Consider the following 24451-nt stretch of genomic DNA (forward strand, 5'->3'; position numbering starts at 1 on the left):
ACGCGCGAGGCAGCCTCATCAGCAAAATCCCTCTTGCCCTCATGCGTACCCGCTCTTCCCGATTGCCCCGTCTTATCGAGACGGCAGTCGGGCCATCACCTTGATCAAGGGATCAGGACCGATCCTACAAAGCGAATTACGCAAATTCACCCGCGATCAGTTCCGCGATCTGCGTGGCATTCAGGGCCGCACCCTTGCGGAGATTGTCGGCGCACACGAAGAACTCCAGGGCGTACGGGTCGTCGAGCGAGGCCCGCACCCGCCCCACCCAGGCCGGATCCGTCCCGGCGGCGTCCACGGGGGTGGGGAACTCGCCCACCGCGGGGTCGTCCACGAGCACCACGCCGGGCGCGGCCTCCAGGATCTCCCGGGCGCGCGGCGCCTGCGCCTCGCGCTCGAACCGGGCCCGCACGGTCAGCGAGTGGCCGGTCAGCACCGGCACCTGCACACAGGTCACCGACACCGGCAGCTGCTCCAGCTGCAGGATCCGGCGCGTCTCGCTCCGTACCGCCAGCTCGTGCGAGGACCAGCCGTCCGTCCGCAGCTCTCCGGACCAGGGCACGACGTTGAGGGCGAGCGGAGCCGCGAAGGGGCCGGTGTCCTCGCCCACGGCACGGCGTACGTCACCGGTCTGCTCCCCCAGCGAGGTCCCCGCCACCAGGGACAGCTGGCGGCGCAGCGCCTCGGAGCCGGCCCGGCCGGCGGCGCTGGCGGCCTGGTACGAGGACACCACCAGCTCGGAGAGGGAGTACTCGGCGTGCAGGGCGCCGAGGGCCGCAATCATGGCGGCGGTCACGCAGTCCGGGCCGGCGACGATCCCGCGCGGCCGGATCCGTACGGCGTGCCCGTTGACCTCGGGCACCACCAGGGGGACCTTCGGGTCGTCCCGGAAGGCGGCGGACTGGTCGACGACGACCGCGCCGCGCGCGGTGACGACGGGAGCCCAACGGGCCGAGACCTCGGCCGGGGTCAGGAAGAGGGCGATGTCGCCCGGCCCGAGGCCGTCGAAGGCGTCCTCGGTGAGGGCGAGCACCTCGCTCTCCTCCCCGCGAACGGCCAGCATGCGGCCGGCCGAACGCGCGGAGGCGATCAGGCGTATGTCGCCCCAGACGTCAGCCCGCTGGGACAGGATCTGGAGCAGGACCGAACCGACTGCTCCGGTCGCCCCGACCACGGCGAGTGCCGGGGCGGACGACCGGGTGCGGGTCATCGTCCGGTGCCTCCGTAGACGACGGCCTCGTCGCTGTCGGAGTCGAGGCCGAAGGCCGTGTGCACGGCGCGGACGGCCTCGTTGACGTCGTCCTGGCGGGTCACGACCGAGATGCGGATCTCGGAGGTGGAGATCAGCTCGATGTTGACCCCCGCGTCGGACAGCGCCTGGAAGAAGGAGGCGGTGACGCCCGGGTTCGTCTTCATGCCGGCGCCGACCAGGGAGATCTTGCCGATCTGGTCGTCGTAGCGCAGGGACTCGAAGCCGATCGCGCCCTTCGCCTTCTCCAGGGCTTCGATGGCCTTGTGGCCCTCGGTCTTCGGGAGCGTGAAGGAGATGTCGGTGAGGCCCGTCGCGGCCGCAGAGACGTTCTGCACGATCATGTCGATGTTGATCTCGGCGTCCGCGATGGCGCGGAAGATCGCCGCGGCCTCACCCGGCTTGTCCGGGACGCCGACGACCGTGATCTTGGCTTCGGAGACGTCGTGAGCGACTCCGGAGATGATGGCGTGCTCCACCTGCTCGTCCCCTTGCGGATTCTCGTTGCTGACCCACGTGCCCGGCAGCCCCGAGAAGGACGAGCGGACGTGGATCGGGATGTTGTATCGGCGTGCGTACTCGACACAGCGGTGCAGCAGCACCTTGGAACCGGAGGCGGCGAGCTCCAGCATGTCCTCGGAGGAGATCCAGTCGAGCTTCTTGGCCTTCTTCACGACGCGGGGGTCCGCGGTGAAGACGCCGTCGACGTCGGTGTAGATCTCGCAGACCTCGGCGTCCAGCGCCGCGGCGAGCGCGACGGCGGTCGTGTCCGAGCCGCCGCGACCGAGAGTGGTGATGTCCTTGGAGTCCGCGGACACACCCTGGAAGCCGGCGACGATGGCGATGTTGCCCTCGTCCAGCGCGGTGCGGATTCGGCCCGGCGTGACATCGATGATGCGCGCTTTGTTGTGGACCGAGTCGGTGATCACGCCTGCCTGGCTGCCGGTGAACGACTGGGCCTCGTGGCCCAGGTTTTTGATCGCCATGGCCAGCAGGGCCATGGAGATCCGCTCTCCGGCGGTCAGCAGCATGTCGAATTCCCGCCCGGCAGGCATCGGGGATACCTGCTCGGCGAGATCGATCAGCTCGTCCGTCGTGTCGCCCATCGCGGATACCACGACGACGACCTGGTGGCCGTTCTTCTTGGCATCCACGATCCGCTTGGCGACGCGCTTGATGCCCTCGGCATCGGCTACGGAGGAGCCTCCGTACTTCTGCACGACAAGGCCCACGTGCGCTCCTCGCTCAGTCCGTCTCATTGCTGGTGCAGTCTAACGAGCGCCCGCGATCCGACCGCTTCGTACCGCATCATGAGACGAAAAGATCAAAGAATGGGTTCCGCCGCCGGACGATCACTTCCGGCCCAGGCCGCCGAGCTCCTCGGCCATCACCCGTCCGGCCTGCTCAGCGAGGTCGTCCTCGGCCAGGTCCTCGTCGGTGTCCAGGCCGTCGAGTGCCGCCAGCGGCTGGTCCAGGCGTACGTGGGCGATCAGCGACTGGAGGGCGCGCAGGGTGGCCGAGGCCGTCGGGCCCCAGTTGGTGAAGTACGAGAACTGCCACCACCACAGCGCCTCGGTGATGCGGCCCGACTGGTGGTGGATGAGACCGTGCCGCAGGTCGGCGACCACTTCGGCCAGATCGTCGGAGATCCGGTGCGCGACCGGGGCCTTGCGCGGCTCGTACGGGTCGAAGACCTCGGAGTAGACGTCGACCGGCTCCAGCATGATCGCGAAGCGCTCGCGCAGGTCGTCCACGTCCGGCTCCGGGCCGAGATCGGGCTCGTAGCGCTCGTCGGGCAGCACGTCCTGGTACGCGCCGAGCCGGCCGCCCGCGAGCAGCAGCTGCGAGACCTCCAGCAGGAGGAACGGAACGGCACTGTCCGGGTCCTCGCCCTTGGCCACCTCGGTGACCGCAACGATGAACGACTCGATCTGGTCCGCGATCGAGGCGGCGAAGTCGTCCGGATCCTGGCCGAGGGCGTGCAGCGTTGCGTCAGACATCGAGAAGTCGCCTTCCTTCAAAGGCCCGCCCGAGCGTGACCTCGTCCGCGTACTCCAGATCTCCCCCGACGGGGAGCCCGCTGGCCAGGCGGGTGACCTTCAGGCCCATGGGTTTGATCATGCGGGCGAGGTAGGTGGCGGTCGCCTCGCCCTCCAGGTTCGGGTCGGTGGCGAGGATCAGCTCGGTCACCTCGCCGTCCGCCAGGCGCGCCAGCAGCTCACGGATGCGCAGGTCGTCCGGGCCGACGCCCTCGATCGGGCTGATCGCGCCGCCGAGGACGTGGTACTTGCCCCGGAACTCGCGGGTCCGCTCGATCGCGACGACGTCCTTGGGCTCCTCGACCACACAGATGACCGTGGTGTCCCGGCGCGGGTCCCGGCAGATGCCGCACCGCTCCTCCTGCGCCACGTTCCCGCACACCGCGCAGAACCGGACCTTGTCCTTGACCTCCAGCAGCGCGTGCGCGAGGCGGCGGACGTCGGTGGGTTCGGCCTGCAGGATGTGGAAGGCGATCCGCTGCGCGCTCTTGGGCCCGACGCCGGGCAGCCTGCCCAGTTCGTCGATCAGGTCCTGAACCACGCCTTCGTACAACGGACTGCCTTCTTTCGTTTTCGGTCGGGCCGGCCGGAGCCGGCCCGGTCTACGGGTGGACTAGAACGGGAGGCCGGGGATGCCGCTGCCGCCGCCCAGGCCCTGGGCCAGGGGGCCCAGCTTCTGCTGCTGGAGCGCCTGGGCGTTCTCGCCGGCCGCCTGGACCGCCGCGACCACCAGGTCGGCGAGCGTCTCCGTGTCCTCGGGGTCCACGGCCTTCGGGTCGATCACCAGTGCGAGCAGCTCACCGGACCCGGTGACGGTCGCCTTGACCAGACCGCCGCCGGCCTGACCTTCGACCTCGGTCCGGGCGAGCTCCTCCTGCGCAGCCGCGAGATCCTGCTGCATCTTCTGGGCCTGCTGGAGTAGCTGCTGCATGTTGGGCTGGCCACCACCGGGAATCACAGGGCACTCACTCCATACGTCGATACGATCGAGACCTTCGGAACGCTTGGTCAATCCGAGCCTACGTGCTCCCCGGGCGCCGCGCCCTACGCCGAGAGGACCAACTCTTTCGAGTGAGAGACGAGGCGTACGCGTACCTGATGGAGACCTCCTTGCGGGCGGAAATCCCGGGAATCGTCGCCCATCGCGCGTCATTCGAAGGTAGGAAGAGCATGCGCATCATTGCGCACACGCGCACCACCACACGTCAGCGCAGGCAGAGGGAGTGCCGGGTGAGCCAGCCGGAGATGCAGCCCGAGGGGCCACCCCGGGATCCCCGGGAGGAAGGCGGCGGACCGATGGCGGCGGGCGATCTGACCGGCCGGCCGTTCCCCCTCGGGGACTGGGGCGAGCCCGCCGAGCGGCTCGACGAGCTCTACCGGCGGGTCGAAGCCGATGCGCTGCGCACCGCCGCGTGGTACCTGTCCGACCGCGCGTGGAAGCGGCGCGGTGCGCGTGTGCTGCGCGCCGGGGCGGCCGTGGGCGCCGTCACGGGCGCCTCGATGCCGCTGCTGGAGCTGACGGGCTCGCTGCCGGGCGCGTCCACGTACGGGTACCTCGCGCTGCTGCTGGGCGCGGCCGCACTGGCCTGCGACCGGTTCTTCGGGCTGACGTCCGGGTGGATGCGCGACGTGGCCACGGCCCAGGCGGTGCAGCGGCGGCTCCTGACCCTCCAGTTCGACTGGGCGTCGGAGAACGTACGGGAGGTGCTCGGCCCCACCGAGGGCACGGCCAGCGAGGCCGCCGAGCGGTGCCTGACCGTGCTGCGCCGCTTCTCGGAGGACATCACGGAGCTGGTGCGCTCGGAGACGGCGGACTGGATGGTGGAGTTCCGGTCCGGGCCCGCACCGCTGGTAATGCAGTCCCTGGGCGCCTCCGGGACCCGCCCCGACGCGTACGTCCCCCCGGCCCGCTTCCCCCTGCCCCCGGGCACCCGCCCGAACATGCCCCGCCAGCGCCCTCCGGAACAGCCCCGCTGACGCCCCGCGGGGCCGTCTCAGACCGGTGCCGCTCCAGCCTGTCGGCGAGTGAGGTTCGAGCCGGGGCGGAGTCCGGGCAGGGGGACGTCCCCAGCCACCCGCCGGCCCCGCCAGCCCCGCCACCGACCCGCCGGCCGCGTCAGCTGAAGATGATCATCGAGCCTTGCCCGAGGCTCCGCGTCGCAGCGGCGTGCAGCCCGAGCCAGACGTGCCGCTCACGCGCGAAGGGACTGTCGTCGTAGGGAATCGGCCCCGCCGGCTCCTCCAGCAGCGTCGGTCTCCCGGGCGGAGCCGGCGCCGCGGGCGGGTTCCCCGGGTCTATCCCGATGGCGGGGGCGACGAACAGCAGCTCCCGCAGCAAGCCCTGCGCGGACCCCAGGGGACCGCCCCCGGCGAGCAGCTCCTCGTTCGCCAGCGGCGCCGCGAAGTCCACCGGGACGTACGCCCCCGCGTGGTCGTAGTGCCACACCAGGTGTGACTGCTGCGCCGTGGGCTCGAACATCTCCAGCAGCTGGTCGTAGTCCCCGCCCAGCTCGTCCACCGGGGTCACCGGCAGCCCGCAGAGCTGCAGGAGGTACGCCCGCCTCAGGAAATGCAGGGCGTCGTAGTCGAAGCCGGCGACCGGGGCGACGTCCCCGCTCAGCCCGGGCATGTACGCGAACACGGGCACGGACGGCAGTCCGGCCGCGCCCAGCGCCTTGTCGTACGAGGCGATCTCTTCCGCGAAGGGGTTGTCGGGGCTGTGGCACAGCACATCGACAAGGGGTACCAGCCACAGGTCACAAGCCACGCGGCCTCCGATCAGTCGTTGTCGCCGCTCGGGCCAGCGTAGTGGGCCGGACACGCTCAGCGAAGGGGTGCGCAGAACCTGGGCACGGAAGGGGCCCGGACAGGCCCTAGATGCGGGCGGCCCAGTCCAGCTGGTGCTGGTTGTAGTCCTGCACTATGCGGCGTACCGCGTCGGCGTCCGCCAGCGTCACGGCGTCCACCAGATCGCTGTGCCCGTCCCACAGCGTCCCCCGCAGCCGCGGCTCGCGCTGGAGGTGAGGGACGGCGAAGACCCAGCACTGCACGCGGATGCGGTGCAGGAACTCGGAGATGTAGGTGTTGGCGACCAGCCCGCTCAGCTCCCGCCAGAAGCGCAGGTCGTAGCCGATCAGTACTTCGAGCGAACCGCTGTGGGCGGCCCGCCGCGCCTCCTCGCCCCGGCGGCGCACCGACACCAGCAGCTCGCCGGAGCCGGGGGCCGTGCCGCGCTCGGCGAGCCGGCGGAAGATCCCGTCGACGACCAGCGAGCGGGCCTCGATCATTCCGCGGAAGTCGTCCACGGAGAAGACCCGCACGCGAAAGCCCCGGTGCTGGACGAGTTCGAGCAGCCCCTGCGCCGAGAGGTCGACGAGCGCCTCGCGCACCGGCGTCGCGGAGACCTCGTACTGCTCGGCGATCTGCTTGACGGTGAACTCGGTCCCCGGAGGCAGGCGTCCCGCGAGCACCTCGTCACGCAGCGCGTCCGCGATCTGCTGGCGAAGTGTGTTGCGGGTGACAGCGCCGCTGCCTGGCATAGGGGTCCGTCTCCTGTCGTAGAGCTTCGGACACCATAGGCCAGACAGCGAGGCCGAAACCGAGCGGTAGGTGGCCGATATACGGAGCCATAACCCGCCATACCTATGCAAATCGGCCACCCCTCCCAGATGCCTGCCCCAGTGGCTAGCCGGCCGTCGTGTGGCGGTCGGCCACCGACAGCGCCTCGTCCAGCAGGGCCAGCCCCTCCTTCGCCTCGGCCTCCGTGATGGTGCACGGCGGGACGACGTGGGTGCGGTTCATGTTGACGAAGGGCCACAGGCCGGAGGCCTTGCAGGCCGCCGCGAACTCGGCCATCGGCGCGTTGTCCGCACCGGCCGCGTTGTAGGGGACGAGCGGCTCGCGCATCTCCCTGTCCCGTACGAGTTCCAGCGCCCAGAAGGCCCCCAGGCCCCGGACCTCGCCGACCGAGGGGTGCCGCTCGGCGATCTCGGCGAGGGCCGGGCCGATCACGTTCTCGCCGAGGTGGGCGGCGTGCTCGACGACGCCCTCCTCCTCCATGGTGGTGATCGTCGCGACGGCGGCGGCGCAGGCCAGGGGGTGGCCGGAGTACGTCAGTCCGCCCGGGTAGGGGCGCGTGGCGAAGGTCTCGGCGATGGCGGCCGAGATGGCCACGCCGCCGAGCGGCACGTACCCGCTGTTCACTCCCTTGGCGAAGGTGATCAGGTCGGGGGTGACGCCCCAGTGGTCGGCGGCGAACCACGCCCCGGTGCGGCCGAAGCCCGACATGACCTCGTCGAGGATGAAGACGATGCCGTGACGGTCGCAGAGCTCGCGCACGCCCGCGAGGTAACCGGCCGGCGGGGTCATGATCCCGGCGGTGCCGGGCACGCTCTCCAGGATGATCGCCGCGATGGTCTGCGGCCCCTCGAAGACGATGGTGTCGGCGAGGTGGGCGAGGGCGCGGGCGCACTCCTCGGCCTCGGTGGTGGCGTGGAAGGCGGAGCGGTAGAGGTACGGGCCCCAGAAGTGCACGACGCCGGCGGCGGCCGCGTCGGAGGGCCAGCGGCGCGGGTCGCCGGTCAGGTTGATCGCGGCGGCGGTGGCCCCGTGGTACGAGCGGTAGGTGGAGAGCACCTTGGCGCGGCCCGTGTGCAGACGGGCCATGCGGACGGCGTTCTCGACGGCCTCGGCGCCGCCGTTGGTGAAGAAGATCTTGTCCAGGTCGCCGGGGGTCCGCTCGGCGATGAGGCGTGCGGCCTCGGAGCGGACGTCCACGGCGAAGCCGGGGGCGAGGGTGCAGAGGCGGGCGGCCTGCTCCTGGATGGCGGCGACGACCTTGGGGTGCTGGTGGCCGATGTTGGTGTTGACCAGCTGGGAGGAGAAGTCGAGGAAGCGCTTGCCGCCGTAGTCCCAGAAGTACGACCCCTCGGCCCCGGCGACGGCGAGCGGGTCGATCAGGGCCTGGGCGGACCAGGAGTGGAAGACGTGCTTCCGGTCTGCGTCCTTCACCGCGGCAAGGGTGTGCGGGGTGAGCGAGGTGTGCGGGGTGACGTGAGGGGTCATGACGTCACGCTAGAAGTGCGCAGGTGGGGAGGGATATCGGCGGACTGTATGGGGGTGGGGGGCCGGTCTCGGCAGTCTGTCTGCGTGCCGTCACTTTCGCGAGCCATTGACAGCATCCTGTCGTCATGACAGTGTCTTGTCATACGAGCTCGGCGCGCATCACGCAAGCTCGTCACGCACCACGAGAGCTCGTCACGCACCAGGAGAGCTCGTCGCAGGACCTTGTCACCGGAGCCCGATCCGACACTGGAGGCGACCACCATGAGCGAGACCCCGCGCAAGCCCGTGCACCTCGCGGTCTACGACACGTACGCGGATTGGGAGACCGGCCACACCACCGCTCACCTGACCCAGCGCGGCCACGTGGTACGAACGGTCGGCCCCGCCGCCGGGCAGCCGGTCACCACCATGGGCGGCGTCCGCATCCAGCCCGACCTGGCCCTGTCCGACCTGCGGCCGGAGGACTCCTCGCTGCTGATCCTCACCGGCGCCTCGCTGTGGGACACGGGCGAGGAGCTGGCTCCGTTCGCGGCGAAGGCGGAGGAGTTCCTGGCCGCCGGGGTGCCCGTCGCGGCGATCTGCGGAGCCACCGCAGGCCTCGCCCGCGCAGGCCTGCTGGACGGCCGGAACCACACCAGCGGCGCCTCCTTCTACCTGGCCTCGCAGCCGGGTTACGGGGGCGCCGGGAGCTACGTCGAGGCCGACGCGGTGACCGACGGCGACCTGATCACCGCCGGACCGACGGAACCGGTGGCCTTCGCCCGTGAGGTCTTCGCCCGCCTCGACGTCTACAAGCCGGACGTCCTGGACGCGTGGTACCGGCTCTTCCACGACTCGGACGAGAGCGCGTACCCGGTCCTGATGGCGGCCGCGGAGGCCGGCGATGCCTGAGCCTCTGCCGCTCGGGCCCACCCGGGCCCAGCAGGACCTGCTGAGCCGCACCGCGCTCGGGGTGTTCCGGCTGAACGGCCAGTTCCTCTCGATCTCGGAGGAACTGGCCAAGCCGGCCGGGCTGACGGCCGCCTGGTGGCAGGTCCTGGGCGCGGTCCTGCGGCAGCCGCTGCCTGTGGCGGGCATCGCCAGGAGCATGGGGATCACCCGGCAGAGCGTCCAGCGCATCGCGGACCTTCTGGCCGCCAAGGGCCTGGCCGAGTACGTCCCGAATCCCGCCCACCGCCGGGCGAAGCTGCTGCGCCCGACGGAGGAGGGCCGCGCGGCGGTGGCCCGGATCTCCCCCGGCCACGCAGCCCTGGCCGCCCGCCTCGCGGCAGAGCTGGGCGACGCCGCCTTCGCCGAAACGGTCCTCACCCTGGAACGCCTGGCCACGGCCCTGGACACCCTCACGACCCAACCCACCGAAACCTGACACCTGCCGGGCCATCCCAGACCCGCCGCACTGTTCCAGCCCCGCCGACGTTCGGGGCGCGTGGTCCGGGGCGGAGCCCCGAGCTTTCACCCCCGCCGGCACATCCAGCCCCGCCGGCGTTTGGGGCGCGGGGTCCGGGGCAGAGCTCCGGCAGTCCACCCCGGCGGCAGGCAACCGGCCGCCACCCCTCAACCGTCCTTCCCGGCAGAGCCGTTCCACCGCCCCGCAGGGGAGGACCACCCGGCATGGAACCACTGCACCCGTACGACCCGCACCACATCGGCCCGTACCGCCTGCTCTCCCGCCTCGGCGCCGGCGGCATGGGCCAGGTCTACCTCGCCCGCTCCGACCGCGGCCGCACCGTCGCCGTGAAGCTGGTCCACCACGACCTCGCCTCCCGCGAGGAGTTCCGTATCCGCTTCCGCCAGGAGGTCGCCGCGGCCCGGCGCGTCGGCGGCGAATGGACCGCCCCGGTGCTCGACGCCGACACCGAGGCCCAGACCCCCTGGTTCGCCACCGGCTACGTCGCCGGCCCGAGCCTCCGCCAGGTGGTGGCCCACGATTTCGGCCCGTTGCCGGGCCGTTCCGTACGGATCCTCGCAGCGGGCCTCGCGTACGCCCTCCACGACATCCACCGCGCCGGCATCGTCCACCGCGATCTGAAGCCCTCGAACGTCATGCTCACCCTCGACGGCCCCCGCGTCATCGACTTCGGCATCGCCCGCGCCCCCACCGGGTACGACGCAGGCCTGACCCGGGTGGGCGAAGTCATCGGCTCACCCGGCTTCATGGCGCCCGAGCAGATCCGCGGCGAGCCGGTGACCGCCGCCTGCGACATGTTCTGCCTCGGGGCGGTCCTGGCGTACGCGGCCACCGGACGGCTGCCCTTCGGCGACGCGGAACAGCCCGGCGGCCTGGCGGCACTCCTGCTCCGCAGCACCGAGGCGGAACCGGACCTGGCCGGCGTACCGGCCGAGCTGCTGGACCTCGTACGGCACTGCCTGCGGCGGGACCCCGCCGCCCGGCCCGGACCCGCCGAGGTACTGGCCCGGGTCGGCGCGGGTGACACCGTGGCCGACGGGAGGGCCCTGGAACCCTGGCTTCCAGCCCCCCTGGTGGCCCGGCTCGGGCGGCACGCGGTGGCCCTGCTGGACCGCGAGGACGCAGGCCCGGACCGTGCGGCACCAGCGGCGGCGCCACCAGCACCGTGGGCGACGCCGCCACCACCGGCGACACCACCGCCCGCGTACTCGGCGCATGCGGCGTACGTCACCTACCCGCCGCCTCCGCCGAGGGCAGCAGCGCCTGCGCCGCGTCCCCGCACCGCGCCCACCGCCCTCCTGCTCGTGGTGGCCACCGTCGTCGCCGTCCTGTCCGCCGGCACGGTGTACGCGGTGATGAGCGGAGCCCAGGACCCCCGACCACCCGTCGGTACTCCCCGCATACCGACCACGGCCGCGTCCACGACCACGACCGGCACCGCCTCCCCCGCTCACTCGCCCTCCGGAACCGACGGCTCCGCCGCCTCCGGCGCCTCCGGCTACGCCGTCACCGGCCTCCCCGAGGTCTACCTCGGCACCTGGCAGGCCACCCACGGCAGCCAGACCTGGCGGCTCACCCTCACCCGCGGCGCGGTCGGCGATCCGGTGATGTCCCTCGGCGTCGTGGACCCCGGTTTCGCCTGCACCTGGACGGCGCCTCTGCGCAGCGCTCCCGACCCGGTGGAACTCGACGCCTCCACCGTCACCTCCGGCGCCCCGCCGACCTGCACACCCGGCCCGTGGAGCCGCCTCCGGCTGCTCCCCGACGGCACCCTGTCGAGGGAGCTGGCGGGGAGCGACAATCCCCCGCTCATCTACCGCAGGCAGTGACGTGCAACCGTTTGTGTCGAAGCCAATAAGCCTTCGGACAAAGGTTGTTGCATGCAACCGCACTGTCGGACACTGCGGCTCATGGAGCCGTTGAAGGTAGTGGCACAACTGTGGGAGCGGATCGGGGCACGCGACTGGGACGGCGTGGCCGGGCTCATCGCCGAGGACGCCGTCATCGATTGGCCGGTGAGCGGTGAGCGCATCGTGGGGCGGGCCAACTTCATCGCGGTGAACAGCGACGACGCCTACGCGGACGAGAGATCAGTGGAACTGCTGCGGATCCTGGCCGACGGGGACGTCGTCGTCACCGAGGTGGAGATACCTCAGGACCACGTCGTCTACCGGGCCGTCTCCCTGTGGACCGTGGTGGGCGGGGAGGTCGTGGCGGCGAGGGAGTACTGGACCAGCCCCGGCCAGGACCCGGCACCCCGCTGGCGGGCGGAGCACGTCGAACCCCTGGTGGCGGACTGAGCCGCGCGCTCACCGCTCTTCTGCGGATGTGGCCGACATCTCGACGTGACGGTCCGAGGGGCGCCGTCGAGCCGCCCTCAGGCTGCTTCGAGCCGGTCCAACTCCACCCCGATGACTGCCCGCAGGACATCGTGGCGCGGGCCCAGCGCGTACTGCTCACCGCGCCAGCACTCCTCCTCGTACAGCCACACGGGCCGCCGGAGGCGGTCTGCGGGTTCCCAGTCGTAGCGGGGCCAGATGTGGGCGTGGAGGTACGGGTCGGTGTTGCCCAGGATCTCGATGTTCACGCGGCGGAAGGCCGGGTCGAGCCGGCCACAGGCCCGTTCGACGGCCTCCGCGAGCCGCTCCATGTCCGAGAGGTACGCGGCCCTGCGCGACCGGGACAGGTCGGAGAGCCGGGTCACGGCCGGGTCGTCGGTCAGCAGCACCGCGTACCCCGGCAGGAACTGGCGGTCTCCGATGACGGCGAAGCCGGCGTCCAGGCGCCGCAGGACGGTGGGGTTCTCCCCTCGGTGCGCGCTGCCGATACGGTCGTGACGCCAGTCGTTGCCGGTCATCCGGCGACCTTAACAAGGCTTTGCCTGCAGGCGAGTTCGCGCTTGAGATGCCTCTCAGGTATCCCCCGTGATACCTGAGAGCTACGCGCCAACACGGCTCCATGGCGTGACGCCGACCACGGGTCGGGGTTCCTAACTTCGGTAACAGAGAGGAGCGCTGACGGTTCCTCCGGACAACCGAAGGAACACACGATGGCGACGGGTACGACGGGTACGACCGGTACGACGGGGGCGACGCTCGCCTCCGGCACGGTCGGGACGGCGGGGACGGCGGGGACGGCGGGGACGGCGCTCGCCTCCGGCACGACGGGCTCCGGCACGGGCCGGCTGCGCCGCACGCTGCTGGCCTCGCTGATCGCCGCGGCCGTGGTGTTCCCCATATCCGCCGCCGCCACCCCCGACGTTCCCGCCCCAGCGCCCGCCGCGTTCGCCGAGGACGCCGCGCCCCGGAGCCGTTACGCCGCGAACCGCGCCAACATCGCCGAGGCGGTCCGTACGGCCCGGAACGCCGCCCGTCCCGGCCGGGCCGCCAGGCTCCGCGCCATGGAGGCCGCCGGAGCGGCGCAGTTCCTCACCTTCGACGGCCGCGGCACGGGCCGGGCCGTCGAGGTGTTCGGCGAGCTGGAGACCGCCGACCGGGTCACCGTCCTGGTGCCCGGCTCCGACACCACACTCGACACCTACGAAAGGTTCCGTGCCGGGGCCGTCGCCCTCCAGCAGCGCCTCCAGGCCGAGCATCCGCGGTCTTCCGTAGTCGCCTGGCTCGGGTACGACACCCCCGGCACGGTCAGCACAACCGTCCTGACCGCCGCCCGCGCCGACGAGGCCGCCGGTGAACTGGCGCCCTTCCTGGACCGCTTGTCGGGCATGGCGGCGCCCGGCGCTCGGCTCTCCCTCCTCTGCCACTCCTACGGCTCCGTGGTCTGCGCCCGGACCGGTACCGGGCCCGCGGTCACTGACATGGCCCTGTACGGCAGCCCGGGTACGGGCGCCGGATCCGCCCGGGAGCTGGCGACCCGCGCCCGCGTCTGGGCCGGGCGTGGCAGCGCGGACTGGGTCGCCAACGTGCCTCACGTCCGGCTCGGCGCGATCGGCTTCGGCACCGACCCCGTCGACCCCGCCTTCGGGGCGCGCGCCTTCACCGCCGGCGCCGCCGGGCACAGCGACTACCTGAAGCCGGGCACCGAGTCCCTCGACAGCCTGGCCGCCATCGCCCTCGGCACCACCCCCGCTCCGGAGGCCCCCCGTGCATGAGCTCCGCGCCCGCTGGTCCGCCCTGGCAGCCGGCATCGACGCGGCCACCCCGGCCGGCCGGGACCGGACCGTTGACGCGCTGCGGGCCTTCGCGATCCTCGGTGTCGTGCTCGGCCACTGGCTGGTCACGGCCCTGACCACCACCGACGGCGGTCTGAGCACCACCAGCCCGCTGGCACACATGGCCTGGCTGGCGCCGGTGTCCTGGGTGTTCCAGACGCTGGCCGTCTTCTTCCTGGTCGGCGGTCACGTCGCCGCCCGCGGGTACGCGACGGCGCGCGAGCGGGGAGTCTCGTACGGGATCTGGGTCGGGCAGCGGCTCGGGCGGCTGTTCCGTCCGGTCGCCGCGGTGCTCGTCCTCTGGCTCGTGGTGGCGGGCGGCATGCTGATCGGCGGGGCGGAGCTGGACACCGTCCGGACTCTGGTGGGGCTGGTCCTGTCGCCGCTGTGGTTCCTGCTGGTGTTCGCCGTGCTCACCGCCGCGACGCCGCTCGTTGCCCGGCTCAACCCGCTCTGGCCGCTGGCCGTGGTGGCCGGTGTCGACGTCTGGCGCTTCGGGCTCGGCGGGCCCGAATGGATCGGCTGGGTGAATGTGGCCGCCGGCTGGCTCGTGCCCTTCACACTGGGCGCCGCCTGGTCCCGGGGGGCCTTCGCCCGGCGAGGACCGGCACTGGTCCTCCTCGGTGCGGGCACCGTGGCCACGGTCGCCCTGGTCCTGTGGGGCGGATATCCGGCTTCCATGGTGGGTGTCCCCGAGGCCCCGATATCGAATCTGAACCCGCCGACGCTCGCCGCGGCCGCGTTCGGACTGGCCCAGTGCGGGCTGGCCCTGCTGGTGCGCGAGCCGCTGGGCCGGGCCATGCAACGGCCCGGCGCCTGGGCGAAGGTGGCTCTTGTGAACCTCTCCGCCATGACGGTCTTCCTCTGGCACCAGACCGCCATGATGGCCGTCACCGCCCTCGGGCTGCTGGTCTCCACCGACCTTCCCGGACTGCACACGGTGCCCGACTCGGTGGGCTGGACAGCGGCCCGACTGCTGTGGCTGCCGGTGTTCGCGGCCGCGCTGACTCTCTGCTGGGCCGCGTTCCGTACGTACGAACAGACCTCCCGGCGTTCGAAGCCCCGGCCCGACACGGCCTCCAGCAGCGCCGGCACCGCCGTCCCCAGCTCCCGGACGGCCGCCGTCTCCGAGAAGATCACCCATGTCTAGGGCCGGCCTTAGCCTGGACGACGTGAACCAGCAGACCGAGCCGCCCGCCGCCGAGCACCGCACCACCCTGGCGCGCGGCCTCGCCCGGGAACTGTTCACCCTGAAGCGGGATCCCCTCCCGAAGATGTCCCGGCCGCGCTGGCTGGCCTGGCTGCCCCATGTGATCCTCGGCTACGCAGCGATCCCAGGCGGCGTCCTGACGGGAATGCAGCTGAACGACCATTACGGGGTCCTCGGCCCCGCCGTACCGCTGGCGTTTCTGACGTCCGCGTCCATCCTGCTCAGCATGTTCCGGCCGATGGCCGCCTGGTGGATCGGGCTCGTCACCGCGGCTCTCATCGCCTGGGCCATCCACGGCCACGTCGGCGACGGACAGTCCTGGCCCTGGACGCCCGCCGGACCGTTCACGGTCGCACCCCTGATCCTGATGGTCGCCCTGCGCGTACCGCCCCGGGTGACCGTCTCGGTCATCGGCATCACGCTCGCCCTCTCCGGACTGGCCGAGGCCGTCCTCAGACCGCCGCAGAGCCAGACGATCATCGCGGGCGTGGCCATCCTCTTCGGGTTCGTGGGGATCCTCGGCTACGCCCTGCGGGCCACCCGCCTGACCCGCGGCAAACTCGTCGAGCAGGAGACCCTCACCGAGGAGGAACGCGCCCGGCGGACCCTGCTGGAGGAGCGCAGCCGGATCGCCCGCGAGCTGCACGACGTCGTCGCCCACCACATGTCGGTGATCTCCATCCAGGCGCAGGTCGCCCCGCACCTCGTGGAGAACCCGTCCGAGGAGCTCAAGGAGAACCTGGCCGGCATCCGGGAGAACGCCCTGGAGGCCCTGACCGAACTGCGCCGTGTCCTGGGTGTGCTGCGCTCGGAGCACCCCGACGATCCGGCGAACCCCCACCACCCGCAGCCCACCCTCGCCGAGCTGGACGGCCTCGTGGACAACGTGCGGGGGGCAGGTCTGGACGTCACCACCGAGATTGCGGGCGTCCCGCGGCCCCTGACCCCGGGCGTGGAGCTCACCGCGTACCGGATCGTGCAGGAGGCGCTGAGCAACTGCCTCCGTCACGCCCCCGGTTCGCGGGTGGAGGTCGGCGTCGCGTACGGACCGCGGGACCTCCACCTGTGCATCGCCAACACCGCGCCCACCCGGCCGGCGCCGCCCTCGCACGGAGCGGGGCACGGGCTGCTCGGCATGCGGGAGCGGGCAGGCATGCTGGGAGGCGAACTGGCCGCGGGCCCGCGCCCCGACGGCGGGTACGAGGTGAGCGCCGTCCTCCCGATGGATCCGCAGGACCTGCCCGACGCCCGCGTCCCCGCTCCCGCTCCCGCTCCCGCTCCCGAGAGTAAGAAGATGGCCCCATGAGTTCCCCGATCAAGGTGATGATCGCCGACGACCAGATGATGGTCCGGCAGGGTTTCACCGTGCTTCTCAACGCGCAGCCCGACATCGAGGTCGTGGGGCAGGCGGTGGACGGGGCCGACGCCGTGTCCAAGGTCGCCGAGCTGGCACCGGACGTGGTCCTGATGGACATCCGCATGCCGGGGATGGGGGGCATCGAGGCCACGTCCGTCATCACGAACGGGCCCGACACCACCGTGAAGGTGCTGGTGCTGACCACCTTCGATCTGGACGAGTACGTGTACGAGGCGCTGCGGGCCGGGGCCTCCGGGTTCCTGCTCAAGGACGCGTCGGCCGACCAGCTCGCCGAGGCGGTGCGGGTGGTCGCGGCCGGTGAGGCGCTGCTCTCGCCGAACATCACGAAGCGGCTGATCACGGAGTTCTCCCGGCTTGGGGCGCCGCGCGCGCCGTCACGGGCCCGCATCGACGAACTGACCGAGCGGGAGACCGAGGTGCTCTCCCTGATCGCCCAGGGGCTGTCGAATGCGGAGATCTCGGAGCACCTGGTCCTGGCCGAGCAGACGGTGAAGACCCACGTGAGCCGGATCCTGGTGAAGCTGGGCCTGCGCGACCGCACCCAGGCGGCGGTGTTCGCGTACGAGACGGGTCTCATCCGCCCGACGGGCTACTGAGGGGACCGCGTAGTACTTGAGAGGGATCCCGGGATATCCCCATCAGCGGACGCGGACGACGGCGGTACAGACCTACGGTGTGTGTATGACCGAGACGACCACCGGGGGGACAGCCCGGACGCCTGAATTCCGACTGGCATCGGAGGTGATCGCGACCCTTCGCCGGGACCTCGTCACCGATGCCTTCGCCTACCGGCCGCTGCCGCTGAAGGAGACACCCGGGCGCTTCGCGCGACGGCTTCCCCAGGGGATACGGCGGTATGCACGGTGGACGCACCATGCGGTGGTGGGCGCCCTGGCCTTCGTCGTCGCGCTGGTCACGCTCGACACGCAGTCGGCGCCATGGGGCGATCTGGCGCAGATCGCCCTGGCGCTGCTGGCCGCGGGTCCGGTCTCATGACGCTGGTGCGGCCGGTCGGCGCCTGGTGGGCGGCCATTGCGATGACGGTGGTCCTGGCCGGCGTGGGCAGTGGTTACAACTGGCCTTGGTCCGGGGGGAGTTTTCTCTCCTACATCGCGGTCATGGTGCTCGTCACGCTGCGGACCGGGCCGCGGGTAGCGGCCTGGATGTGGGTGCTCACCCTCGTGCTGGGAACCGCGATCTCCATGCTGTTCAACGGCCGGTGGGGCTCGAACCTGCCGGAAATGGCGGTGACCTCGGCCTTCGCCTTGATGATCGCCGGCAGCATCCAGATACGCCGGCACGCCAAGGCGGAGGTGAGCGCGCAACAGGAGGTCACGGCGGTCGAGCGGGACAAGCGGACGCTGCTGGAGGAGCGGACCACGATCGCCAGGGAGCTGCACGACGTGGTGGCTCACCACATGTCGGTGGTGGCCATCCAGGCCGAGGCCGCTCCGTACCGGGTGAAGAACCCTCCGCCGGAACTGGAGGCGGCGTTCGTCACCATCCGGGAGAACGCGGTGGCGGCTCTGACGGAGCTGCGGCGGGTGCTGGGTGTGGTGCGCTCCGCGGACTACGAGGCTCCGGACGCCCCGCAGCCGACGCTGGCCTCGCTGGACGGGCTGCTCGCCAATGTGCGGGAGGCCGGGCTGAGTGTGGAGAAGACGGTCACGGGCGCGGTGCGGGAGCTGCCGCAGGGCGTGGAGCTGTCGGCGTACCGGATCATCCAGGAGGCCCTGAGCAACACGCTGCGGCACGCGCCGGGAGCGGTGGCCGGGGTGGAGGTCTCGTACGTGCTGGGCGGCCTGGGGATACGGGTCGTCAATGAGGCGGCGACCGGGGATGTGCGGCCCTCGCCGGGGGCGGGCCACGGGATCACCGGAATGCGGGAGCGGGTGGCCATGCTGGAGGGGGAGATGACGGCCGGACGGACGGCCGCGGGCGGGTACGAGGTGTCGGTGTTCATACCGGTGCCGAACCGTCCCGAGCCGGCGGTGGAGCCGGAGCCGCGGGAGGGGGCGGCATGACGATCAGGGTGCTGATCGTCGATGACCAGATGATGGTGCGCGAGGGGTTCTCCGTCCTGCTGAACGCCATGGAAGGCATCGAGGTGGTCGGAGAGGCGGTCGACGGCCGGGAGGCCATCGCCCAGGTGGCGGCCCTGCGGCCGGACGTGGTGCTGATGGACATCCGGATGCCGCAGATGAACGGTCTGGAGGCGACGCGGGAGATCGTGGCGGCGGACACGGACGCGAAGGTGCTGGTGCTGACGACCTTCGACCTCGACGAGTACGTGTACCAGGCGCTGCGGGCCGGTGCCTCCGGGTTCCTCTTGAAGGATGCGTCGGCCCGTCAGCTGGCGGACGGTGTGCGGGTGGTGGCGGCCGGCGAGGCCCTGCTGGCGCCCTCGGTGACCAAGCGGCTGATAGCGGAGTTCTCGAAGATCTCCGAGGCGCGCAAGCTCGCGGACCCGGCGGGCGTGGGTGAGCTGACCGAGCGGGAGACGGAGGTGCTGATCCTGATCGCGCAGGGGCTGTCCAACGCGGAGATAGCGCACCGGCTGATCGTCGCGGAGTCCACGATCAAGACCCATGTGAGCCGGATCCTGGTGAAGCTGGGCTTGCGCGACCGGACGCAGGCGGCGGTGTTCGCGTACGAGACCCGCCTCGTGACACCGGCCTGATCCGCAGGGACAGCGCTTAGTCTGCGGGGATGGGCTTTGATCCGTGGGATGCCGCATTCGTCGCCGATCCGTATCCGGCGTACCGGGAGTTGCGGGAGCAGGGGCGCGCCGTGTGGTGTGAGGCCACCGGGCAGTGGCTGGTGCCGCATTACGCCGATGTGAGTGCGCTGCTGCGGGACCGGCGGCTGGGGCGGACCTACCTCCACCGGTTCTCGCACGAGGAGTTCGGGCGGGAGGCGCCGCCGCCGGAGCACGAGCCGTTCCATGTGCTCAACGGCAACGGGCTGCTGGACCTGGAGGATCCCGCGCATGCGCGGGTGCGCAGGCTGGTGGCGAAGGCCTTCACCCCGCGGACGGTGGAGCAGCTCGTGCCGGCTGTGCAGCGGCTGGCCCGAGGGCTGGTGGGGCAGCTGCTCGCGGACGGCGGCGGGGATCTGCTCACCACCGTCGCCGAGCCGCTGCCGGTGGCCGTGATCGCGGAGCTGCTGGGGGTGCCGGAGGAGGACCGAGGGCCGCTGCGACCCTGGTCGGCTGACATCTGCGGGATGTTCGAGCTCCGCCCGGACGAGGAGACGGCGCGGCGGGCGGTGCGGGCGAGCATCGAGTTCAGCGATTACCTGCGGGAGCTGATCGCCGAGCGGCGCACGCGCCCCGGTGAGGATTTGATCTCCGGGCTGATCGCCGCCCATGACGAAGAGGGCCGGCTCAGCGAGCAGGAGATGATCTCCACCTGCGTCCTCCTTCTGAACGCCGGGCACGAGGCGACCGTCAACACCACCGTCAACGGGTGGTGGGCGCTGTTCCGCAATCCCGGGCAGCTCGCCGCGCTCCGCGCGAGCCGCGATCCCGAAAAGTTGTCCACAGCTGTGGATGAACTCATGCGGTACGACACTCCGCTGCAGATGTTCGAGCGCTGGGTGCTCGACGACATCCGGATCGGGGACACCGACATCCCCCGCGGAGCCGAGGTCGCGCTGCTCTTCGGGTCGGCGAACCGGGATCCCGCGCGCTTCGACGATCCCGATGCGCTGGACCTCGTACGGGCCGACAATCCGCACCTGAGCTTCGGGGCCGGGATCCACTACTGCCTGGGGGCGCCGCTCGCTCGGCGGGAGCTGGAGGCCTCGTTCGGAGCCCTGCTGGCGGACGGGGTCCCGCCGGTACGGCTCGTCGAGGAACCACGGTGGCGGGACGGGTACGTGATCCGCGGTCTGGAGCAACTGCTCGTGGAGTTCTAGCCGTTCCGGCCGGCCGGACCTCAGCCGCAGCTAGGGTGATCGCCGTGGCAGAGGTGAGTGGAGCACTGATCGGCAGCCGGTACCGCCTCCTGGAGCTGATCGGCCAGGGCGGCATGGGCCGCGTGTGGAGGGGCCGCGACGAGCGGCTGGGCCGGGACGTCGCCGTCAAGGAGGTCACGCTCCCGCAGGGGGTCAGCGACGTGCAGCGCGACGTCCTGCTGCAGCGCGTCATGCGCGAGGCACGGTCCGCCGCGCGCCTCAACCATCCCGGGATCATCACGGTGCACGACGTGGTGGAACACGAGGGCGCACCCGTCATCGTCATGGAGTACGTGACGGGCACGTCGCTGGCGGCCGCCGTGGCGCGGGACGGCCGGCTGCCGGTGCTGCGGGTCGCGGAGATCGGCGTCCTGATGCTGAAGGCGCTCGTACGGGCCCACGCCGCGGGCATCGTGCACCGCGACCTCAAGCCCGACAACGTCCTGCTGATGGACGACCGGGTGATCATCACCGACTTCGGCATCGCCCACATGTCGGACGCCACGATGACGCTCACCCACACCGGAACGCTGATCGGCACGCCCTCCTACATGGCGCCCGAGCAACTGGAGGGCAAGCCCCCGACGCCCGCCACCGATCTCTGGTCCCTGGGTGCCACCCTGTACAGCGCGGTCGAGGGCGTGGCGCCGTTCTCCGCCGAGACGTTCACCGCCCTGTGCATCGCCATCGTCACGCGGGAACCGCGGATGGCGGAGCGGGCCGGGCCGCTGGCCGAGGTGCTGGCCGCCCTGCTGACGAAGGACCCGGCCCGGCGTGCCACCGCCGAGCAGGCGCTGGCCGCGCTGGAGGCCGTCTCCCACGGCGCCGGACCGATCCGGGTGCCCGCACAGGCACCGGCACGAGCACAGGTGCCCGCGGCCACCGCGGTCCTGCCGCCGGCCGGGCCGGGGCCGGCCACCCCGACGCAGCGGCGCACGAGATCCCGCGCATCCCGGTCAGCACTCCTGCTGCGGGGTCTGGGCTTCCTCGTCCTGTTGTGGGTGGGCACCTTCCTCCTGCCGTGGAATTTCCACTACGACTTCGCGTACTTCGTCGTGACGCCCGCCTTCATCACCACGGCCCTGGTGATGACCGTGGTGAACACGGCGGTCCGCTCCCACCGGCCGACCGCCCTGGTGTGGCTGCTGTTCGTCCTGGTGAACTTCGCGCTGATCAACGGGGTGATCCTGCTCCGGCCCTACTGGGGCTTTTTCGGAGCTCTCTACAACGCCTTGTACCTGGGCACCTGCTCCTGGGTCCTCTGGTGGGCCGTGCCCGGCAGCCGCTCCCGCCGGCCAGGTCCCGTCCGCGATCGGGCGTAGCGGAGAGCGCCCGGGCGCGGGGCCCGGATGCCGCCCGCGGCCGGGTCAGCCGCGAGCCGCACCACCACCCGCTCCGACGAGCCCGGCGCGCACGACGTCAGGACCCGCCGGCCCCGCAGACCCAGAAGGACCCCGCGGCCCAGCAGGCCCAGGGTCACCACGTGCCGCCGATCGCCCACGCGTCCCGAACCGCCGCCGCATCCCGCACCGGCGGCGCACACCGCACCGTCGCCGCATACCGCACCGTCGGCGCGTCCCCCTCCGCCTGCGCGTCCCGCCCCTGCGTCACCGGGGCAGCGTGAGGGTCCAGGCCCCGGGCCGCAGGGTCCACGTGCGGCGGCGGACCGGGCCGGTCATCGTCGCGTCGGCGCGGTAGCGGAAGTCCGCGCCCGACACCGTCACCGTCTTCGCCCGAACGGTCACCGTCGAGGCGGCGAAACCGCCGCCCGTCCGGACCACGACCTCCGCCGGACCACCGTCGTCCCGCATGCGGATCGAGACGTCCTCCACGGGCTGGTCCACGTCCGCCACCAGCACCCCGTCGGCCTCCACCCGCAGCCGGAGGTGGCCCGCGCCCGCGCCGCCGGCCGCCGCCGCGACCGGCCGGACCAGCGTCCGCACCAGCGAGCGGTACGCACTCCACACCGAGGGCCGGACCGGTCGCGCGGCCCCCCGCACCGGCGGGATCCGCAGCCCGCCCAGCACCACCCCGTCACTGTCGTCGACCAGCAGGTCGCACATCCGCACCGACCCGTCGAGCACCGCCCGGGCCGCGGACACGGCGGACTGCGGCACGCCGAGGGACCGGGTCAGCCCGAGGGACCCGACGGGCCCCACCGGGACCAGCGCCAGCGGGCCCTCACCCAGACCACGCTCCCGGTGGAGCAGCCCCACGGCACGCACCAGGGCCCGGTCGTCACCCACGATCACCGGCTGGCGATGGCCCCGGCGGGCCAGAGCCCGCGCGAATTCCTCCTGCGAATCCGGGAGGCAGATTTTCGCCGCCGCGCCCGCTGACAACACATCCTTCGCGATCCGCACGGACTCGCCGTCCAAACGGCGGGCGACCGGGTCGACGAGCACGAGCAGACCGCCTACCGGCGCGCCCGCATGGCTCATGGTGGGCTCTGGAGCCGACACCTCGGTCCTTCCTCGGGTAGCATCTTTGTGCAAGAGGCCCTTGCGCTATTGCGCCAGGGCCTTCGTCTATTCCGGGGTACCGGTCCGACGGCTCAGCCTGCGTACATCGTCGTACGTCCCCTGACCTTGGACATGCCCCATCCGGAAGAGGTGTACGCCTGTGCCCGCTCTTGTGCTGCTCGGAGCTCAGTGGGGTGACGAGGGCAAGGGAAAGGCCACCGACCTGCTCGGTGGATCCGTTGACTATGTAGTGCGCTACCAGGGCGGCAACAATGCCGGCCACACGGTCGTCGTCGGCGACCAGAAGTACGCGCTGCACCTTCTCCCCTCCGGCATCCTCTCCCCCGGATGCACCCCGGTCATCGGTAACGGCGTCGTCGTCGACCCGGCCGTCCTGCTCTCCGAGCTGCGCGGTCTGAACGAGCGCGGCATCGACACCTCCAAGCTGCTCCTCAGCGGCAACGCGCATCTCATCACGCCGTACAACGTCACCCTGGACAAGGTCGGCGAGCGCTTCCTCGGCAAGCGCAAGATCGGCACGACCGGTCGCGGCATCGGTCCGACCTACGCGGACAAGATCAACCGCATCGGCATCCGCGTCCAGGACCTCTACGACGAGTCGATCCTCACCCAGAAGGTCGAAGCGGCGCTGGAGGGCAAGAACCAGCTCCTCGCGAAGCTGTACAACCGCCGCGCGATCGACGCCGCCCAGATCGTCGAGGAGATGCTCCAGTACGCGGAGCAGATCAGGCCGTACGTCGCCGACACCACCCTGATCCTCAACGACGCGCTCGACGAGGACAAGGTCGTGCTGTTCGAGGGCGGCCAGGGCACCCTGCTCGACGTCGACCACGGCACCTACCCCTTCGTCACCTCGTCGAACCCGACCGCAGGCGGCGCCTGCACCGGCACCGGCGTGGGCCCGACGAAGATCAGCCGTGTCATCGGCATTCTCAAGGCCTACACGACCCGAGTCGGCGCGGGCCCGTTCCCGACCGAGCTGTTCGACCAGGACGGCGAGGACCTGCGCCGCATCGGCGGCGAGCGCGGCGTGACCACCGGTCGCGACCGTCGCTGCGGCTGGTTCGACGCGCCGATCGCACGTTACGCCACCCGTGTGAACGGCCTCACCGACTTCTTCCTCACCAAGCTGGACGTGCTGACCGGCTGGGAGCAGATCCCGGTGTGCGTCGCGTACGAGATCGACGGCAAGCGCGTCGAGGAGCTCCCGTACTCGCAGACGGACTTCCACCACGCGAAGCCGATCTACGAATACCTCCCCGGCTGGTCCGAGGACATCACCAAGGCCAAGACGTTCGAGGACCTGCCGGCGAACGCCCAGGCGTACGTCAAGGCCCTGGAGGAGATGTCGGGCGCCCCGATCTCCGCGATCGGCGTCGGCCCCGGCCGCACCGAGACCATCGAGATCAACTCGTTCCTGTAAGAACGGCCGGGGGCGATCCCCGTCGTTCCACGCGAAGGGGCGGTGCACCGTACGGTGTACCGCCCCTTC

23 protein-coding genes and 1 pseudogene are annotated in these 24451 nt (G+C 71.5%); 14 read left to right on the forward strand and 10 right to left on the reverse strand.

Going from position 1 to position 24451, the window contains the following annotated elements:
* Positions 1-136 precede the first annotated feature (136 nt).
* The 5 genes from ACWGIF_RS09750 to ACWGIF_RS09770 all read right to left on the reverse strand — a co-directional run bounded on the left by ACWGIF_RS09750 (position 137) and on the right by ACWGIF_RS09770 (position 4246).
* Positions 137-1210, reverse strand: a complete 1074-nt coding sequence (locus tag ACWGIF_RS09750; protein ID WP_453493652.1) for an aspartate-semialdehyde dehydrogenase — start codon at positions 1208-1210, stop codon at positions 137-139.
* A complete protein-coding gene (locus tag ACWGIF_RS09755) occupies positions 1207-2481 on the reverse strand; it encodes an aspartate kinase (protein WP_453493655.1) in 1275 nt (424 codons plus the stop codon). Before ACWGIF_RS09755 ends, ACWGIF_RS09750 begins: the two co-directional genes overlap by 4 nt.
* Positions 2482-2601: 120 nt before the next feature.
* Positions 2602-3249, reverse strand: coding sequence for a DUF5063 domain-containing protein (locus tag ACWGIF_RS09760; protein WP_453493658.1), 648 nt, complete (start codon positions 3247-3249; stop codon positions 2602-2604).
* Positions 3242-3841, reverse strand: coding sequence for a recombination mediator RecR (gene recR / locus ACWGIF_RS09765; protein WP_030010802.1), 600 nt, complete (start codon positions 3839-3841; stop codon positions 3242-3244). The genes ACWGIF_RS09760 and recR overlap by 8 nt, the downstream gene beginning before the upstream one ends.
* Before the next feature lie 60 nt (positions 3842-3901).
* On the reverse strand, positions 3902-4246 hold the full coding sequence (locus ACWGIF_RS09770) for a YbaB/EbfC family nucleoid-associated protein (protein WP_453493661.1): 345 nt from the start codon (positions 4244-4246) through the stop codon (positions 3902-3904).
* Positions 4247-4518: 272 nt separating this feature from the next.
* On the opposite strand from ACWGIF_RS09770, the gene ACWGIF_RS09775 reads away from it, so the two are divergent.
* Complete coding sequence (locus ACWGIF_RS09775; protein WP_453493664.1) at positions 4519-5265, forward strand: SLATT domain-containing protein; 747 nt, start codon at positions 4519-4521, stop codon at positions 5263-5265.
* A 139-nt stretch (positions 5266-5404) separates the two neighbouring features.
* Here the strand turns inward: ACWGIF_RS09775 and ACWGIF_RS09780 are convergent, their stop codons facing one another.
* The 3 genes from ACWGIF_RS09780 to ACWGIF_RS09790 form a co-directional block, all read right to left on the reverse strand.
* On the reverse strand, positions 5405-6055 hold the full coding sequence (locus tag ACWGIF_RS09780; protein ID WP_453493667.1) for a hypothetical protein: 651 nt from the start codon (positions 6053-6055) through the stop codon (positions 5405-5407).
* A 106-nt stretch (positions 6056-6161) separates the two neighbouring features.
* Positions 6162-6827, reverse strand: a complete 666-nt coding sequence (locus tag ACWGIF_RS09785) for a GntR family transcriptional regulator (protein ID WP_453493670.1) — start codon at positions 6825-6827, stop codon at positions 6162-6164.
* A gap of 145 nt (positions 6828-6972) precedes the next feature.
* A complete protein-coding gene (locus tag ACWGIF_RS09790) occupies positions 6973-8352 on the reverse strand; it encodes an aminotransferase class III-fold pyridoxal phosphate-dependent enzyme (protein ID WP_453493673.1) in 1380 nt (459 codons plus the stop codon).
* Positions 8353-8613: 261 nt separating this feature from the next.
* Between ACWGIF_RS09790 and ACWGIF_RS09795 the strand changes: the two genes are divergently transcribed.
* The 4 genes from ACWGIF_RS09795 (at position 8614) to ACWGIF_RS09810 (ending at position 12060) form a co-directional block, all read left to right on the forward strand.
* A complete protein-coding gene (locus tag ACWGIF_RS09795) occupies positions 8614-9243 on the forward strand; it encodes a DJ-1/PfpI family protein (RefSeq protein WP_453493675.1) in 630 nt (209 codons plus the stop codon).
* Positions 9236-9718, forward strand: coding sequence for a MarR family winged helix-turn-helix transcriptional regulator (locus ACWGIF_RS09800; RefSeq protein ID WP_453493678.1), 483 nt, complete (start codon positions 9236-9238; stop codon positions 9716-9718). The genes ACWGIF_RS09795 and ACWGIF_RS09800 overlap by 8 nt, the downstream gene beginning before the upstream one ends.
* A 245-nt stretch (positions 9719-9963) precedes the next feature.
* A complete protein-coding gene (locus tag ACWGIF_RS09805; protein ID WP_453493681.1) occupies positions 9964-11589 on the forward strand; it encodes a serine/threonine-protein kinase in 1626 nt (541 codons plus the stop codon).
* An 81-nt stretch (positions 11590-11670) separates the two neighbouring features.
* A complete protein-coding gene (locus ACWGIF_RS09810; protein WP_453493684.1) occupies positions 11671-12060 on the forward strand; it encodes a nuclear transport factor 2 family protein in 390 nt (129 codons plus the stop codon).
* Between the two features lie 77 nt (positions 12061-12137).
* Here ACWGIF_RS09810 and ACWGIF_RS09815 read toward each other — a convergent pair whose 3' ends face one another.
* Positions 12138-12617 carry an HIT family protein gene (locus ACWGIF_RS09815; RefSeq protein WP_453493686.1) on the reverse strand — a complete coding sequence of 160 codons (480 nt, stop codon included), beginning with the start codon at positions 12615-12617 and terminating at the stop codon, positions 12138-12140.
* A gap of 192 nt (positions 12618-12809) precedes the next feature.
* Between ACWGIF_RS09815 and ACWGIF_RS09820 the strand changes: the two genes are divergently transcribed.
* The 8 genes and pseudogenes from ACWGIF_RS09820 (at position 12810) to ACWGIF_RS09855 (ending at position 21798) form a co-directional block, all read left to right on the forward strand.
* A complete protein-coding gene (locus ACWGIF_RS09820; protein ID WP_453493689.1) occupies positions 12810-13871 on the forward strand; it encodes an alpha/beta hydrolase in 1062 nt (353 codons plus the stop codon).
* Complete coding sequence (locus ACWGIF_RS09825) at positions 13864-15081, forward strand: acyltransferase family protein (protein WP_453493692.1); 1218 nt, start codon at positions 13864-13866, stop codon at positions 15079-15081. Before ACWGIF_RS09820 ends, ACWGIF_RS09825 begins: the two co-directional genes overlap by 8 nt.
* Positions 15082-15103: 22 nt before the next feature.
* The gene (locus ACWGIF_RS09830) at positions 15104-16447 is read left to right on the forward strand and encodes a sensor histidine kinase (protein ID WP_453493695.1); all 1344 of its coding nucleotides are present in this window, start codon (positions 15104-15106) and stop codon (positions 16445-16447) included.
* The gene (locus ACWGIF_RS09835) at positions 16444-17115 is read left to right on the forward strand and encodes a response regulator (protein WP_453493697.1); all 672 of its coding nucleotides are present in this window, start codon (positions 16444-16446) and stop codon (positions 17113-17115) included. Before ACWGIF_RS09830 ends, ACWGIF_RS09835 begins: the two co-directional genes overlap by 4 nt.
* Before the next feature lie 85 nt (positions 17116-17200).
* Positions 17201-18543: pseudogene (locus ACWGIF_RS09840) on the forward strand (sensor histidine kinase).
* Positions 18540-19199 carry a response regulator gene (locus tag ACWGIF_RS09845; protein WP_453493700.1) on the forward strand — a complete coding sequence of 220 codons (660 nt, stop codon included), beginning with the start codon at positions 18540-18542 and terminating at the stop codon, positions 19197-19199. Before ACWGIF_RS09840 ends, ACWGIF_RS09845 begins: the two are co-directional and overlap by 4 nt.
* Positions 19200-19228: 29 nt before the next feature.
* A complete protein-coding gene (locus ACWGIF_RS09850; protein ID WP_453493703.1) occupies positions 19229-20437 on the forward strand; it encodes a cytochrome P450 in 1209 nt (402 codons plus the stop codon).
* Between the two features lie 44 nt (positions 20438-20481).
* Positions 20482-21798 carry a protein kinase domain-containing protein gene (locus ACWGIF_RS09855; protein WP_453493706.1) on the forward strand — a complete coding sequence of 439 codons (1317 nt, stop codon included), beginning with the start codon at positions 20482-20484 and terminating at the stop codon, positions 21796-21798.
* Between the two features lie 285 nt (positions 21799-22083).
* Here ACWGIF_RS09855 and ACWGIF_RS09860 read toward each other — a convergent pair whose 3' ends face one another.
* A complete protein-coding gene (locus tag ACWGIF_RS09860) occupies positions 22084-22917 on the reverse strand; it encodes a diacylglycerol kinase (protein WP_453493779.1) in 834 nt (277 codons plus the stop codon).
* A 181-nt stretch (positions 22918-23098) separates the two neighbouring features.
* On the opposite strand from ACWGIF_RS09860, the gene ACWGIF_RS09865 reads away from it, so the two are divergent.
* Positions 23099-24382, forward strand: a complete 1284-nt coding sequence (locus ACWGIF_RS09865) for an adenylosuccinate synthase (protein WP_453493709.1) — start codon at positions 23099-23101, stop codon at positions 24380-24382.
* Positions 24383-24451: the final 69 nt, after the last annotated feature.

This window comes from Streptomyces sp. NPDC054849 (genome assembly GCF_053610945.1).